This is a genomic window from Streptomyces panaciradicis, assembly GCF_023516615.1.
Lineage (GTDB): Bacteria > Actinomycetota > Actinomycetes > Streptomycetales > Streptomycetaceae > Streptomyces > Streptomyces panaciradicis.
Window position 1 is genome coordinate 14,309 of the sequence record NZ_JAMGBF010000057.1, and the last position, 15,393, is coordinate 29,701.

General features: G+C 72.2%; 11 protein-coding genes and 1 pseudogene. 3 read left to right on the top strand and 9 right to left on the bottom strand.

What is annotated here, in order from left to right; all coding sequences use genetic code 11:
* Nucleotides 1-44 precede the first annotated feature (44 nt).
* Both M8J74_RS20375 and M8J74_RS20380 read right to left on the bottom strand, forming a co-directional pair.
* Complete coding sequence (locus tag M8J74_RS20375) at nucleotides 45-668, bottom strand: DNA polymerase ligase N-terminal domain-containing protein (RefSeq protein WP_249837796.1); 624 nt, start codon at nucleotides 666-668, stop codon at nucleotides 45-47.
* Nucleotides 669-724: 56 nt separating this feature from the next.
* On the bottom strand, nucleotides 725-1,555 hold the full coding sequence (locus M8J74_RS20380) for an aldo/keto reductase (protein WP_249837797.1): 831 nt from the start codon (nucleotides 1,553-1,555) through the stop codon (nucleotides 725-727).
* A 123-nt stretch (nucleotides 1,556-1,678) separates the two neighbouring features.
* On the opposite strand from M8J74_RS20380, the gene M8J74_RS20385 reads away from it, so the two are divergent.
* Complete coding sequence (locus M8J74_RS20385; protein WP_249837798.1) at nucleotides 1,679-2,653, top strand: TauD/TfdA dioxygenase family protein; 975 nt, start codon at nucleotides 1,679-1,681, stop codon at nucleotides 2,651-2,653.
* 2 nt (nucleotides 2,654-2,655) lie between these two features.
* Here M8J74_RS20385 and M8J74_RS20390 read toward each other — a convergent pair whose 3' ends face one another.
* Nucleotides 2,656-3,684: an LLM class flavin-dependent oxidoreductase gene (locus tag M8J74_RS20390; protein ID WP_249837799.1), complete on the bottom strand. Its 1,029-nt coding sequence runs from the start codon at nucleotides 3,682-3,684 to the stop codon at nucleotides 2,656-2,658.
* 90 nt (nucleotides 3,685-3,774) lie between these two features.
* Entirely contained in the window at nucleotides 3,775-5,277 is a 1,503-nt protein-coding gene (locus tag M8J74_RS20395; protein ID WP_249837800.1) for a metallophosphoesterase family protein, read from the bottom strand.
* 115 nt (nucleotides 5,278-5,392) lie between these two features.
* Between M8J74_RS20395 and M8J74_RS20400 the strand changes: the two genes are divergently transcribed.
* Nucleotides 5,393-7,669, top strand: a complete 2,277-nt coding sequence (locus tag M8J74_RS20400; protein WP_249837801.1) for a zinc-dependent metalloprotease — start codon at nucleotides 5,393-5,395, stop codon at nucleotides 7,667-7,669.
* Nucleotides 7,670-7,700: 31 nt separating this feature from the next.
* Here M8J74_RS20400 and M8J74_RS20405 read toward each other — a convergent pair whose 3' ends face one another.
* The 5 genes and pseudogenes from M8J74_RS20405 to M8J74_RS20425 form a co-directional block, all read right to left on the bottom strand.
* Nucleotides 7,701-8,840 carry a site-2 protease family protein gene (locus tag M8J74_RS20405; RefSeq protein ID WP_249837802.1) on the bottom strand — a complete coding sequence of 380 codons (1,140 nt, stop codon included), beginning with the start codon at nucleotides 8,838-8,840 and terminating at the stop codon, nucleotides 7,701-7,703.
* Between the two features lie 185 nt (nucleotides 8,841-9,025).
* Complete coding sequence (locus tag M8J74_RS20410) at nucleotides 9,026-10,078, bottom strand: class I fructose-bisphosphate aldolase (RefSeq protein WP_249837803.1); 1,053 nt, start codon at nucleotides 10,076-10,078, stop codon at nucleotides 9,026-9,028.
* Nucleotides 10,079-10,195: 117 nt separating this feature from the next.
* Nucleotides 10,196-11,221, bottom strand: coding sequence for a 6-phosphofructokinase (locus M8J74_RS20415; protein WP_249837804.1), 1,026 nt, complete (start codon nucleotides 11,219-11,221; stop codon nucleotides 10,196-10,198).
* Nucleotides 11,222-11,459: 238 nt separating this feature from the next.
* On the bottom strand, nucleotides 11,460-12,002 hold the full coding sequence (locus M8J74_RS20420) for a heme-binding beta-barrel domain-containing protein (protein ID WP_249837805.1): 543 nt from the start codon (nucleotides 12,000-12,002) through the stop codon (nucleotides 11,460-11,462).
* A 75-nt stretch (nucleotides 12,003-12,077) separates the two neighbouring features.
* Nucleotides 12,078-12,731, bottom strand: a pseudogene (locus M8J74_RS20425) (MFS transporter); the annotation flags it as partial.
* A 475-nt stretch (nucleotides 12,732-13,206) separates the two neighbouring features.
* Here M8J74_RS20425 and M8J74_RS20430 point away from each other — a divergent pair.
* Nucleotides 13,207-15,393 (top strand): M4 family metallopeptidase (locus tag M8J74_RS20430; protein ID WP_249837806.1); only part of this gene is annotated, 2,187 nt, incomplete at its 3' end.

Sequence of the window (15,393 nt, forward strand, 5' to 3'; positions counted from 1 at the left end):
CGCTGTTCCTCGGAGAGCGAGTCGAACCGCCCCGGCACGGCCGTTCACTTCCGTCCGTCGTCGTCCGCGGCGACCTGCGCGAGCGTACGGCCGCTGGTCACCGAGCGGGCCCGCCGCGGATCGGGCGTCCCGTGCCCGTGGCCCCGTTCGCCGCCGGCCTTCACCAGCAGCCAGGACTCCCTGCCGTCCTCGCCCTCCTCCTTGCCGCCGCGGAACCGGGTGAGCGCGTACTCGCCGTGGAGTTTGGCGCCCTTCAGCCGGAACCGGGCGTGTCCGTGCTCCAGCGACTCCTCGAAGCCGACCGGGCGCCCTCGGCGGTCGTGGCTGAGCGGCTGGTAGGTGCCGTGGTCCCAGACGATCACGGTGCCGCCGCCGTACTCGCCCTCCGGGATGACGCCCTCGAACTCCTCGTACCGCAGCGGATGGTCCTCCGTGGGCAGGGCCAGCCGCTTGTCGTGGGGGTCGTCGGAGGGGCCCTTCGGGACGGACCACGACTTCAGCACGTCGCCCACCTGGAGCCGGAAGTCGAAGTGCAGCGTGGAGGCGTCGTGGATCTGCACGACGAAACGGGGTTCGCCGTCCGCGGACGCGGACCGTCCCTCCGGCTCCCCGCTCCGCCGGACATCGCGTTTGCCGCGGTACTCCCGCAGCCGGTCACGGTCACCCACTTCCGGCTCCTTCCCTGCGTCCTGCCTCGCGGGCCCGCGAGTACCCCGCGGGCGCCTCAGAACTCCTCGTGCACCTCGGGGTCGCCGCCCAGGCGGCGGTGGGCCCGGTCGGCGACGGCCCGCATCTGCCCCGCGTCCAGTTCGAAGCCGAACACGTCGAGGTTCGCGCGCTGCCGCCCCGGGTCCGACGACTTCGGGATGGGCACCGCGCCGAGCTGGACGTGCCAGCGCAGCACGACCTGGCCGGGGCTCACGCCGAGGTCCTCGGCGATCGAGACGAGCGCCGGGTCGTCGAGCAGGTCGCTGCCGCGGCCGAGCGGGCTCCAGCTCTCGGTGAGGATGCCCCGGGCGGTGTGGAAGGCGCGCAGCTCCTCCTGCGGGAAGAGCGGGTGCAGCTCGATCTGGTTGACGGACGGCAGGACGCCGGTCTCCTTCTCCAGCCGCTCGATGTGCCCCGGCGTGAAGTTGGAGACGCCGATGGAGCGGACCAGGCCGTCCTCGCGGAGCTTGATCATCGCCCGCCACGCGTCGACGTACCGGTCGACCCGGGGAAGCGGCCAGTGGATCAGATACAGGTCCACATACTCCAGGCCGAGCCGGCGGCGGGAGGCCTCGAAGGAGGCGAGGGTCTCCTCGTAGCCGTGGTCGCGGCCCGGGAGCTTCGTGGTGACCACGATCTCCTCGCGGGGCACGCCGCCGCGGGCGATGCCGAGACCCACGCCGGACTCGTTGCGGTAGTTCGTGGCCGTGTCGACCAGGCGGTGGCCCAGGCCCAGCGCCTCGGCGACGGCGCGTTCCGCCTCGGCGTCGCTCATCGGCCAGGTGCCCAGGCCGACCGCGGGAAGCCGCGTGCCGTCGTTGAGCGTGTGCGTCGGGATGCTGACCACGGGGGGACCCTTCCCTCGACTGTGCCGGACCTCCAGCGTCACGCACGGAACGGGGCTTGATCAAACGCACGGGTGGGGATGAGGGGCGTGGGGGAGCCGATGCGCACGAATGACGGAGTGGCTATGACGACGGAGTGGGACGCGGAGGTGGAGGCGGGCCGGGCCGCGGGCGTCGAGGTACAACCGGTCGCCGGACACATCGGAGCCGAGATCACCGGTGTCGACCTGGCCGGCGACCTCGACGACGCGGTGGTCGCCGCGATCCGGGCGGCCGTGCTGCGCTGGAAGGTGGTGTTCTTCCGCGGGCAACGGCTCGACCACGCCCGGCACGTGGCCTTCGCGCGCCGCTTCGGTGAACCCGTCGTCCTGCGCAAGCGGGGCAGCGCCTCACCACCGGACGTCCCCGAGGTGGAGACCACCGCGGACCGGCTGGAACTGGGCGGACGGTTCGGGATGGAGCACGACGAGTGGCTGCAGCGCCGGCGCCACACCCTGCTGCGCGGCTGGCACTGTGACCACGGTGCCCGGATCGACCCACCCGCCGCGACGATCCTGCGCGCCGAGACCGTACCGCCCTACGGCGGCGACACGACCTGGGCCAATCTGGCGGCCGCGTACGCCGGACTGTCCGCGCCGGTGCGGGAGTTCGTCGACGGACTGCGCGCCGAGCACCGGCTCGGGGTGGGTTACCAGCCCCGGCCCGGCGACGACGCGTACCTGCGGCACCTGCTGGACCACCAGGTCGCTTCCGTCCACCCGCTGGTGCGCGTGCACCCGGAGACGGGGGAGCGGGTGCTGTACGTCAACGGCTACTACGTCGAGCAGATCGTCGACGTCTCCCGGCCGGAGAGCCGGGCCCTGCTGGAGATGCTGCTGGAGCAGGCGGTGCGGCCGGAGTACACCGTGCGGTTCCGCTGGGAGCCGGGCAGCGTCGCCTTCTGGGACAACCGGGCGACCATCCATCTGGCGCCCGGTGACAACGCCCACCTCGGCTTCCCGCGGATCATGCACCGGGTCATGCTCACGGGCGACGTGCCGGTCGGCGTGGACGGCTCGCCGTCGCGGCCCGTGGTCGGCACCGCACCCGGGAAGTGGTGAGCTCAGCCGGAGGGCCGCCACCCCAGTGCCGGGCCGAGCCGCGTCGCCATGTCGGTCAGGATCTGCACATAGTCCTCGTGCGCGAAGGTGAACGGCAGGGCGAACGCCACCTCGTCCACCTCGCGGAACGCGGCGTGCGCGTGCAGCCGCTCGGCGATCTCCTGCGAGGTGCCGACGATGTCCGGCGCGAACAGCAGCCGCGCCGGACCCTGCGGTGACGTCGTACGAGGGGTGCGTCCGGCGGCGTACTCCTCGTATCTGGCTCGCTGTTCGGGCGAGGCGGAGTCGGTGGGGATGACCACCAGGCCCTGGGAGACCCGGGCGTGCTCGCCGTCGGGGTGATGGGCGCGGAAGGCGCGGATGTGGGACAGCTGGATCTCCGCGAAGTCGAACGGCCCGTCCGCCGCCTCGGCCTTGACGACGCTGCTGGTCAGGAAGTTCATCCCGTGCTCGCCCGCCCAGCGCGCCGAGCTCAGGCTGCCGCCGCCGTACCACAGGCGCTTGCCCAGACCGGGCGAATGCGGCTGCACCCGGTCGGAGAACACCTCGAAGCCCCGCACGCCGCTGAAGTCGCTCGCGCTCTTGCCGCGCACCAGGTCCAGCAGCCGCCGCACCCGCTCGTAGGAGAAGTCCTCCACGTCGGCCGTGTCCGGGTACAGCGCCTCCTTGACCTGGTCGAAATGCATCGGCGGGCCCACGCTGACGCCCGGGTTGACCCGGCCGCCGGACAGGATGTCCACCGTCGCCAGGTCCTCGGCAAGCCGCAGCGGGTTCTCCCAGCCCAGCGGGATGACCGCGGTGCCGAGCTCGATGCGGCGGGTGCGCTGCGAGGCCGCCGCCATGACGGCGACGGGGGAGGAGATGCCGTACTGCAGATGCCGGTGGCGCAGCCAGGCGCTGTCGAAGCCCAGCCGCTCACCCAGTTCGATGATCTCCAGGGTCGATTCGTGGCCCCGCCGGGGATCGTCCTCGTCGAACAGGCCGATGGTCAGGAAACCGAGCTTGCGCAGGGGACGGGGGATCGGTGGCACCGGCTGCTCCGTAGGTGTTTGACGTATCAAGCAGTACGGCAGTGCCAACCAGGTCCCGGCGGCAGGTGTTCCCGCCGCGGGGGCGCATGGTCAGGCCAGCGGAATGGTCACCTCGTCCTCGACGGGCGGCTCGATCTCCTGGGCGAGATTGCCGGTGGCCGCGAAGCACCGCAGCCGGACGGCGTCGGGGGTGACGTCCAGGCGCAGGAACTGCTTGAAGAAGGGCGGGCTGTAGGTGGCCGAACCGGGGGAGAACAGCTGCGTGTAGATCTTGCGGACCGGGAGGCGGAAGCGGGAGGTGCGGTCGGGGCGGCCGCCCGCGCCGAGCAGGCTCGCCACGAGGCGGATGCGGCGGGTGACGCGGACGGGGCCGCCGGGCGTGCGCGTAGGCGTGATGCCCAGCCGTTCGGCGACGACCGCCGTGGCCTCGGCCTCGGTGAGGGTGAAGAAGCGGCGCAGGCGCAGGCGGCGCCCGTAGAGCCGGCTGTAGAACGCCAGGGAGTCACCGCGCAGCGGATAGCAGCGGAAGTCCCGCTCCGTCACGTTCGCGATGTTCACGCGGGGGATGGTGTGGGTGGCGTGCATGAACGCCCCGCCGCCGCCCGAGACGACGTACTGGATGGTGCGGCCGTCCACCTGGACCGGATAGCGCTGGTAGTTGTGGATGTCGCCGCCGATCGCCGCCACGAAGTGGTGCTCGGGGTCGCGGACGATGTCGTCGACCGTGCCGCCCCCTTCGATCGTGCACGGGTGGTGTTCACCGTCGACGTACAGGGGCGAGCCGGTGAGGAGGATCTTCGGGCGGGGCCCCTGGGAGACCTCCCGCAGCCAGGCGCCCTGTTCGGCGTCGATGGTGCCGAGCAGACCCGTGTCGATGCCTATGAGCCGCAGCGGACCGGCGTCGATCGCCCAGTACGGCCCCGGCTGGACGGCCTGTTGTGTGACGGCGGACCGCAACCGCCGTGCCTCGTCGAGGTGCTGACCGTCCGTCGGGCGCGGCCGGTGCCACAGCAGCGACCTCCACCAGGCCCGGCTGTGCCGTCGCGGCGCGGGCTGCGCGGGAAGCGGCGGGGCGTCCCCGCAGAAGACGCGCATGAAGGCGCCGAGGCCCTCGTACCAGTCGTGGTTGCCGGGTATCGCGTAGATCGGCGCCGGGTAGTCCCGGTAGGGGCGGAAGAACTTGGTGCCGTAGTCGTCGGCGCTGCCCACCGGATAGATGACGTCACTGGTGATGACCGCGAAGTCCGTGCCCTGACCCACCTTCAGGAAGCCCGGCACGACGGCGTACTGGGGGTCGTCGCCCTCACCGGTGTCGCCGATGACCATGAAGGAGAACCGGTCCGGGTCCGCGCGCCGGATCACCTTGTCGGCCGGGGCGCCGGCCGCTTCCCGCTGGGCCACCCATCGGCCGCGGGTCTCGCCCGTGGGGTCGCCGAACCAGGAGGCCAGCACACCGTTGCGGGCGGACCACAGCGTCCTGGGGTCGAGCCAGGAGAGCTTCTCGACCTTGGCGGGCATCAGCCGCTTGTACTCGCCGGGTTCCGCGGCGCCCCAGCCGGCGCCCTCGGCGGTATCGCGTGAGGAGTCAGACACCGGTGCACGGTAACAACGATCAAGCGGCGGACGAGAGGGGGGTGCGCCGCCATGGCGGCGGTGCCGGGCCTGAGGGAGGATCACGACCGAGGTCCGTCCGCGCGAAAGGTCCCGTATGACCGCCGACTTCATCGACCTGGTGCCCGATCCGGACCGGCCGGGCGGCCGGCTGCTGCTGGGCATCCGCCACTTCGACGAGCCCTTCCTGCTCACCGTCTCCCTCTCCCAGGGCCTGGGCTCCAGCGAGTTGTGGCTGGACCGGGGGAGGGCGGGCAAGGCGCGGCTCGCGGAGTTCCGGCGGATCGGGGACCGGGTCCTGTTCGTCGTCCGCAACAAGCACTTCCAGACGTACGGCGACGCGGCCGCCGTACGCGCGGGGCGGGAGTCGTTCCCGGTGTCCGTGGTGTGGAGCGGCCCGGTGCTGCGCGAGGAGAACGGCGCGGCGGTCGTGGACGCCAGCGGCCTCGCCCTGGCCGACCACGACCGGATCGCCCAGCACCTGTACGACGAGGGCCAGGGGGAGTACGCCGTCGACGACTCCCGCAGTCTGCCGCTCGTCGCGGACAGCCGCACCGGGCCGTCCGGCACCCGGCTGCCCGCCCTTCTCACCTTCGCCGGACCCGGCCGCGGCACGGCGGTCCGCGCGGTCGCCGCCGACCCCCGGGCCCTCACCGTCGTCCAGCAGCTCAACCTGGTCCGCCTGCCGTCCGAACCGCTGCCCGTGCGCCGCTTCCACCCCAACTCCGGCGGCTACGGGATCGGTTACGCCGATCACGGCCGGGTCGGCGTGGGCGACACGCAGGTGCGGATGCAGCCGCGCTTCCGGGCCGGCCCGGAAGCCGGGCCGATCGTGTTCCGGGTCGACCCGGCCGTCCCGGAGCCCTTCCGCTCGGCGGTGATCGAGGGCGGCAACTGGTGGCGGGAGGCCTTCGCGCTGATCGGACTGCCGGACGCCTACCGGGTCGAGGCCGGCGACGAGACGTTCGACCCGTACGAGGTGGGCGTCAACGGCGTGGTGTGGGTGCACCGTTCGGGTCGCGGCTGGTCGCTCGGGCAGGGACTGACCGACCCGCGCACCGGCGAGATCCTGCACGCCCGGGTCCGCCTCGGCTCCCAGCGCCTGGAGCAGGTCCGCGCCCTCGGCGAGGCCCTGCTCGCCCCCTACGGGCATCCCGACGAGGCCGAACGGCTCGCGGCCGTCGAGGAGTTGGTGCTCGCGCGACTGCGTCAGCTGGCCGCCCACGAGATCGGCCACGCACTCGGGTTCATGCACAACTTCGTCAGTACGACCCACCCGAAGCCGTCCGTCATGGACTACCCGCACGCCCGTGTCACCGTCACCGGCGACGACCGCATCGACCTGTCCGACGCGTACAGCACCGGACTCGGCCCCTGGGACCACTTCCTCGTCGCCCACGCCTACGGGCAGTTCGCCGACGAGGACGCGGCCCTGGCCCAACTGCGCGCCGAGGCCGCAGGTTCGGGCCTGCGCTTCGTCTCCGACGAGGACGCACAGGGCGCCCGGGCGGCCCACGCGGACGCCGTCACCTGGGTGACGGGCGGGGACGCGCCGCAGGCCCTGGAGACGATGCTGCGGGTCCGGCGCATCGCCCTGGAGGGGTTCTCGCGCGGTGTTCTCCCGCCCGACCGGCAGACCGGCGAACTGGAGGAACGGCTGACACTCCTGCACCTCCTGCACCGCCACGAGGTGATCGCCGTGGCCCGGCTCGTCGGCGGGGTCCGCTACTCCTACGGCCTGGCCGGCGAGGACGGCCACGGCACCGAGGCCGTGGACGCGGCCACCCAGCGCACGGCCCTGACCGGTCTGGCCCAACTCCTGCGCGCCGAACAACTCGGCCTGCCACAGGCGGCGTTGAGTGCCGTGACGCCGCCGGCGATCCGCTACGGCCGCACGGAGCAGTACCTCGACAGCGCCGCCGGACGGATCTTCGACCCGCTCGACGCCGTCCGGGTCGCGGTCACCCTGGTCACCGAACAGCTCCTGGAACTGGCCCGCCTCAACCGGGTCGCCTGGCAGCACGCCACCGACCCGGCCTCCCCCGGCGTCACCGAGATCGTCGACACGCTGCTGACCGTCACCTGGCGGCGCACGGACCCGGTGCCGACGGACCTCCCCGGTGGAGTCGCCGTCCAGTACACGGCCGCCTGGACGCTGCTGAACCACCTGCTGACCGTCCTGCGGGAGGGCGCTCTGCACGCCGCCGTCCGCACGGCACTGCGCAGCGCCCTCACCCGGTTCGCCGCCGAGCTGCGGCAGGGCGGCCACGACGGGCAGCGCGAGGCGGCCGACCTGATCAGCGGCTTCCTGGCCGACCCCGGCACGGTCCGGCTGGACCCGCTGCCGAGGGTGCCGCCGGGCGCCCCGAACTGAGGCCGGTCGCCGAGCCGACGGACCCGAGGTGTCACGCCTGGTGGCGGGTGGTCGTGGTGAGCCAGGACAGGGCCCGGGTGATGTCGGCGAGGGTGACGATGCCGACGACGCGACCGCCGTCGAGCACGAGGGCGCGCCGGTCCCGGCTCGTCTGCAGCCGGGGCAGGAGGTCCACGACCAGGTCGTCCGGCGCGGCCGTGACCACCTCGGGAAGCGGGCGCATCACCTCGCCGATCGTCGTGGTCGAGCGGGTCCGGAGCGGGCTGTGCTCGATGAGGCGGACGGTGACGAGACCGGCGGCGGCGCCGTCCGGGGCGAGGACGGGGAAGGCGGAGTGGCGGTAGCGGCCGAAGGGGCCCTCGGACAGAAAGGCCGCCAGGGTCATGGTGCCGGGGACGGTGATCGGGTCGGGGGTCATCACGCGGCCGACGGGGGTCTCGTCCAGTACTCCCCGCAGCTGTGTCTGGCGTTCTTCGGCGGTCGCGGTGGTCACCAGGAACCAGCCGATGAGCGCCGGCCACAGTCCGGTCAGGTCGCCGGTGAGGACCATGGCCCCGAACCCGGTCACGATCATGAACCAGCCGAGGGCGCGGCCGGCGGCCGCGGCGCCGTGTGTGGCCCGCATCCGGTCCCCGGTGCGGTGCCACAGGAAGGCGCGCAGCAGCCGTCCGCCGTCCAGCGGGGCGGCCGGCAGCGCGTTGAAGACGGCGAGCACGATGTTGATCGCGGCGAGCCACGCGACCGCCTCGACGACCAGCCCCGAGGCGTGCAGGGCGTCCAGCCACACGGCCAGCCCCAGGAACGCGCCGCCCGCCACGGCACTGGTCAGCGGCCCCACCCCCGCGATGCGCAGCTCCGCGGCGGGCGTGGGTGCCTCGCTGTGCAGGCGGGCGACGCCGCCGAGCATCCACAAGGTGATGCCGTCGACCTGCACTCCGTTGCGGCGGGCGACGACGGCGTGGGCGAGTTCGTGCGCGAGCAGCGAGGCGAGGAACACCACCGACGCCGACAGCGCCGACGCCCAGTAGGCCCAGGCCGGGTGGCCGGGGTGGGCGTCGGGGAAGCGGCCCTCGGCGAGGGTGAAGGCCACCAGGGCGATGATGAACAGGACGCTCCAGTTCAGGCCGACGCGGACGCCGGCGATCCGCCCCAGACTCAACGTCTCCTTCATCGGGCTCACCGCCTCGAAACGCCCGGTCGCGGGAGCGGTGACCGGTGCGCGTGTGCCCCGCCTCCCGCTCCCGTACTGTCATCGTCGCGCGGGAGCGGGCGGCGGGGCGTGGGTCGATCGGGCCTTGTCCGGGACGGTCGGACGGTTCTGCCCGCCCCTTGCCCTCCCGGTCCGGGGCGTCACTGTCAGGCGATGGTGACGCTGTCGTCGAGGTAGACGTCCTGCACGGCGTTCAGCAGTTCGATGCCCTCGGCGGTGGGCCGCTGGAAGGCCTTGCGGCCGGTGATCAGTCCGGTGCCGCCGGCCCGCTTGTTGATGACCGCGGTCCGGACGGCCTGGGCGAGGTCGCCCTGGCCGGCCGACGCGCCCCCGCTGTTGATCAGTCCGACGCGGCCCATGTAGCAGTTGGCCACCTGCCAGCGCGTGAGGTCGATCGGATGGTCGGTGGTGAGGGTGTCGTAGACGAGCGGGTCGGTCCTGCCGAAGCCCAGGGCGCGGTAGCCGCCGTTGTTCTCCGCCTGCTTCTGCTTGACGATGTCGGCCTCGATGGTCACGCCGAGGTGGTTGGCCTGGCCGGTGAGGTCGGCCGACGCCGAGTAGTCCACGCCGTCCTTCTTGAACGCCGTGTTGCGCAGGTAGCACCACAGCACGGTGAACATGCCGAGCTCGTGGGCGCGGGCGAAGGCCTCGCCGACCTCCCGCAGCTGGCGGTCGGCCTGCTCGGAGCCGAAGTACACCGTGGCGCCGACGCCGGCCGCGCCGAGGTCGAAGCACTGCTGGACGCTGCCGAACATGACCTGGTCGTAGTGGTTGGGGTAGGTCAGCAGCTCGTTGTGGTTGAGCTTCACGATGAACGGGATGCGGTGCGCGTAGCGCCGCGACACCGCCCCGAGCACCCCCAGGGTGCTGGCGACGGCGTTGCAGCCGCCCTCGACGGCGAGTTCGACGATGTTCGCGGGGTCGAGGTAGCGGGGGTTGGGGGCGAACGCGGACGCCGCCGAGTGCTCGATGCCCTGGTCGACGGGCAGGATCGACACGTATCCCGTGCCGGCCAGCCGGCCGTGTCCGAAGAGGGCCTGCAGGTTGCGCAGCACGCGGGGCGAGCGGTCGGTGCCGGCCACGACGCGGTCGACGAAGTCGTGGCCCGGCAGCACCAGGTCCTCTTTGGGAATCCCCAGGGCGACATGGGTCAGCAGGTCCTTCGCCTCGTCACCCAGCAAGCCTTGGATGTCGGTCATCGTCACACCCCCACCGCGGTCGTACGGCCGTCTCTCGGCCCACTGCCACCGTGCGGCGCGGCGCGGCGCGGTGGCAGAGCCCGTTGGGCACCCGGCGGAGGTCGAACGGCCCTCCCCTCAGCCGAAGAACACCTCGAACTCGTCGTACAGCCCCGGATCGACCACCTTGATCCTGCCCCGCGTCTCGTCGAGCGGGATCCGGACGACGTCGGTGCCGTGCAGGGCGACCATCGTGCCGAAGGCTCCGTCCTTGACCGCGTCCACGGCGTGCAGGCCGAAGCGCGTGGCCAGCCAGCGGTCGAAGGCGCTCGGGGTGCCGCCGCGCTGGACGTGTCCCAGGACCGTGGTGCGGGCCTCGGTGCCGGTGCGTCCCTCGATCTCCCGGGCGAGCCATTCGCCGATGCCGGACAGCCGCACATGGCCGTACTCGTCGTGTGACTGGTCCTTGAGGACCATCTCGCCCTCCTTGGGAACGGCTCCCTCGGCGGCGACGACGATCGGGGCGTAGTTGGTCTCGAAGCGCTTCTTCACCCACGCGCAGACCTGGTCGATGTCGAACGGCCGCTCCGGGAGGAGGATCACGTTGGCGCCGCCGGCGACGCCGGCGTGCAGGGCGATCCAGCCGGAGTGACGGCCCATGACCTCCACCACCAGGGTCCGCATGTGCGACTCGGCCGTGGTGTGCAGCCGGTCGATGGCCTCGGTCGCGATGCCGACGGCGGTGTCGAAGCCGAAGGTGTAGTCGGTGCCGGCCACGTCGTTGTCGATCGTCTTGGGGACGCCGACCAGCTTGATCCCCTGCCGGCTCAGCTCCGTGGCGGCCCCGAGCGTGTCCTCGCCACCGATCACGATCATCGCCTCGACGTCGTGCGCGGCCAGGGTCTCCCGGATGCGCCGCACCCCGTCCTCGTGCTTGAACGGGTTGGTGCGGGAGGAGCCGAGGATGGTTCCGCCTCGCGGCAGGATGCCGCGCACCGCGGCGACGTCCAGCGGGATCATGTTGTTGCGCAGCGCGCCCAGCCAGCCGTCGCGCACACCGACGAACTCGAAGCCGTAGTCCTGGACGCCCTTGCGGACGACGCTGCGGATCACGGCGTTGAGACCGGGGCAGTCGCCACCGCCGGTCAGCACTGCGATCTTCATGGCTTCCTCCCTCTCCCCCCGGGCGGAGGCCGGCCGTCGATCCCGGCGTGACGCGCCGCACGACGCCCGCATGACCGGCGGCGACGTCGGTCCACCTCCGCGGATGGGCACCCGGAGAGCCAGGTGTCTCTTCCTCCATCATGGGCGCCAGGAGTCCCGGCGGCGACTCCCGGGCGGCCCGCCGGTGAGGACCTTCGGCCCCGTGACGGTCTACCGGGACCTTCGACGCCGTGACGGTCTACTCCACGCGGCGCAGGGTCGCGGAGAGGTGATGCTGCAACGGCAGGCCGACGGCCGCGAGCTCGTGCTCGAAGGCGAGGGTGTCGTCGTCGGTCAGGGTGTAGCGGCGGCCGGTGGCGTCGACGCGCTTGGCGGTCGGGGTGAGCGCCACCTGGTGCGTGGCGAGTTCGACCGTGCCGCCGGCCGCGCGGCCGACCGCGATCTCGGCGATGCCGGTGGGCTGGGTGATCATCGCCTCCACCCGCCCGTCCGGCTGCAGCCGCCACCAGCCGCTCTCCCGCGCCGCGGGCCGCAGCGGCGCACCGTCCGCGTCCAGCAGCCAGGCCTGTGCCTCGTAGCGCAGGAAGGGCCGGCCGTCGTGGCTGAGGACGACGTTCTGGGCGTACGCGAAGTCCCCGTCGAGGGTGGGGTAACCGCCGTGGCCCCGCCCGTGCCACCTGCCCAGGAACCCGAGCACGGGCGCGAGCAGCGCGTGCGGCTCAGGCGCCGCGTCGGGCCGCACGCCGTCGGGATAGGGGCACTCCACCGCGGGGTCGAACACGTCTGCACTCCTCAGGCCGTTCCCGTCAGGGCTGCAAGCCTAGGACGCTGGACGGTCCCGGTGGTGCCGTTCCGCCTCGCCGAGGAACGTCACGACGTACGTGTACCCGGTGAACGCCCCGGTGGCCGAGAGGGCGGAGGCTGCCAGCACCGTCGCGAACCGGCGGGCGTCGGGGCGGCGCGCGTAGGCGGCCGGCTTCGCGTCCGGGCGCGAGGTCGGCAGCAGGGCGGCCACCGTCACGAGGCAGACGAGTGCCGGAACCGCGAGCGTGCCGACCGGCAGCTGCCAGCGACTCCACCGCCCCAGCCAGGTCCCGAAGGGCACACCGAGCACCAGGGCGAGGGAACCCGCGACGGACAGGGCCCCGACGACCCGGCCCCGGACCCCGGGAGCGAACAACCCCACCACGACCGGGCCCATGACGGCCCAGAACAGCGCCTGGGCGAGGGCGGTCAGTAGCCGTGCCGCGAGGAGCACCCCGTACGAGGAAGCCAGCGCCGCCGCTGCGCTCGACACCACCAGCGCGCCCAGCACGCCCGTCAGCACGTGGCGCCGGGGCACGGCCCGCACGCCGTGGGCCAGCGGCAGGGACGCCACGGCGACCGTCGCGCCGTAACCGGTGACCAGCAGTCCGACCGCCGACACCGACACGTCGAGGTCCCGGGAGATGGGCTCCAGGAGGCCGACGGGCAGGTTCTCCGCTGTGTTGAAGGTGAACGCGGCCAGCATCAGGGCCGACAGCACCGCCGTTCCGCGCCACGGGGCCGGTCGCGGGACGAGCACACGCCCACGTCCCGGGCCGTTCCGTCGCGCTTCCTCGGTGACGCCTTCCATGCAGTCACCCCATCCGGCCCGCCGACCGCGCCGCAACCGATTTCCGTCTCCGGCGAGCGCGGGGCCGGAGGCCGCCGGCACCCCTTCGGCGCAGGTGACCGAGATCTTCATGAACGTGAAATCAGTTCGCAGCAGGAGGAGTTCGGGGTTTCCCGCGCGAGGTCCCCGGCGCACAGGGATAACCCTCGATTAGCCCTGGCGTCGCTGACATGCCACCGTCAACCTGCCATTCTCCCTCCAACCGCCGCACACACCCCCCACGTTCTCGACACGCAGTCGGTCCCGCACAGCTCGGCTCGTCCCGGTCAGTACGCCCGTCTGTCCGGTCTGGCATCGGCCGCCCCACGCGGCCACCGCAGTAGGAGAACGAGTGAGACCCAATCCCCGCAAGCGGATCGCGGTGGGAGCCCTGCTCTCCACCGCCGCCCTCTTCGCCGTCGGCAGCCAGTCGGTCCCGGCGAACGCGCAGCCCGCAGCCCCCCACCCCACCCCCCTCCGCACCGGTGGCCTGGAGGCGAAGCTCTCCCCGGCCCAGCGCACCGCTCTGATCAAGAGCGCGTCCGAGAAGTCGGGCGCGACCGCCCGCACCCTCGGCCTGGGCGCCAAGGAGAAGCTGGTCGTCAAGGACGTCGTCAAGGACAACGACGGCACGGTGCACACCCGCTACGAGCGCACCTACGCCGGGCTGCCCGTCCTCGGCGGCGACCTGGTCGTGCACACCCCGCCCGCCTCGCTCGCGGCCGGCACGGTGAGCACGACGTTCAACAACAAGCACACCATCAAGGTCGCCTCGACCACGGCGGACGTCGCCAAGTCGGCCGCCGAGACGAAGGCCCTCACGGCGGCCAAGGCCCTGGACGCCAAGCAGCCCAAGGCCGACAGCGCCCGCAAGGTCATCTGGGCGGGCGCCGGCACCCCGAAGCTGGCCTGGGAGACCGTGGTCAGCGGCTTCCAGGACGACGGCACGCCCAGCAGGCTGCACGTCATCACCGACGCCACCACGGGCAAGGAACTCCACCGCTTCCAGGCGATCGAGACCGGCACCGGCAACACCCAGTACAGCGGCACGGTCACGCTGAACACGACGCTGTCGGGCTCGACGTACCAGCTGTACGACACCACGCGCGGCGGTCACAAGACGTACAGCCTCAACAACGGCACGTCGGGCACCGGCACCCTGATGACGGACTCCGACGACGTCTGGGGCACCGGTTCCGGTTCCAACACCCAGACCGCCGGCGCGGACGCCGCCTATGGCGCCCAGATGACGTGGGACTTCTACAAGAACACCTTCGGCCGCTCCGGCATCAAGAACGACGGGGTCGCCGCCTACTCCCGCGTCCACTACAGCAGCAGCTACGTCAACGCCTTCTGGGACGACAGCTGCTTCTGCATGACCTACGGCGACGGCTCGGGCGGCACCCACGCGCTCACCTCGCTGGACGTGGCCGGGCACGAGATGAGCCACGGCGTCACCTCCAACACCGCGGGCCTGGACTACAGCGGCGAGTCCGGCGGCCTGAACGAGGCGACCTCCGACATCTTCGGCACCGGCGTGGAGTTCTACGCCAACAACAGCAGCGACGTCGGCGACTACCTCATCGGCGAGAAGATCGACATCAACGGCGACGGCTCGCCGCTGCGTTACATGGACAAGCCGAGCAAGGACGGCGGCTCCGCGGACAGTTGGTACTCGGGCGTCGGCAACCTCGACGTGCACTACTCCTCGGGTCCGGCGAACCACATGTTCTACCTGCTCTCCGAGGGCAGCGGCACCAAGACCATCAACGGCGTCACCTACAACAGCCCGACCTCCGACGGCGTCGCCGTCACCGGCATCGGCCGGGCCGCGGCCCTGCAGATCTGGTACAAGGCGCTGACGACGTACATGACGTCGAGCACCAACTACGCCGGGGCCCGCACCGCCGCGCTGAACGCCGCCGCCGCCCTGTACGGCACCGGCTCCACCCAGTACGCCGGGGTGGGCAACGCCTTCGCCGGCATCAACGTCGGCAGCCACATCACCCCGCCCTCGTCGGGGGTCACGGTCACCAACCCGGGCAGCCAGTCCTCCACCGTCGGCACCGCGGTGAGCCTGCAGATCTCGGCCAGCAGCACCAACAGCGGCTCGCTGTCCTACGCCGCGAGCGGACTGCCGACCGGTCTGTCGATCAACAGCTCCACCGGCGTGATCTCCGGCACCCCGACCACGGCCGGGACCTACAGCACGACCGTGACGGTGACCGACAGCACGGGCGCCACCGGCACCGCCTCCTTCACCTGGACGGTCAGCTCCAGCGGCGGCGGCACCTGCACCTCCGCCCAGCTCCTGGGCAACGCCGGCTTCGAGTCGGGCAGCACCACCTGGTCCTCCACCAGCGGGGTCATCACCAACTCCACCGGTGAGAGCGCCCACGGCGGTTCGTACTACGCCTGGCTGGACGGCTACGGCTCCACGCACACCGACACCCTGTCGCAGTCGGTGACCATCCCGAGCGGCTGCAAGGCGACGCTCACCTTCTACCTGCACATCGACACCGCGGAGACCACCAGCAGC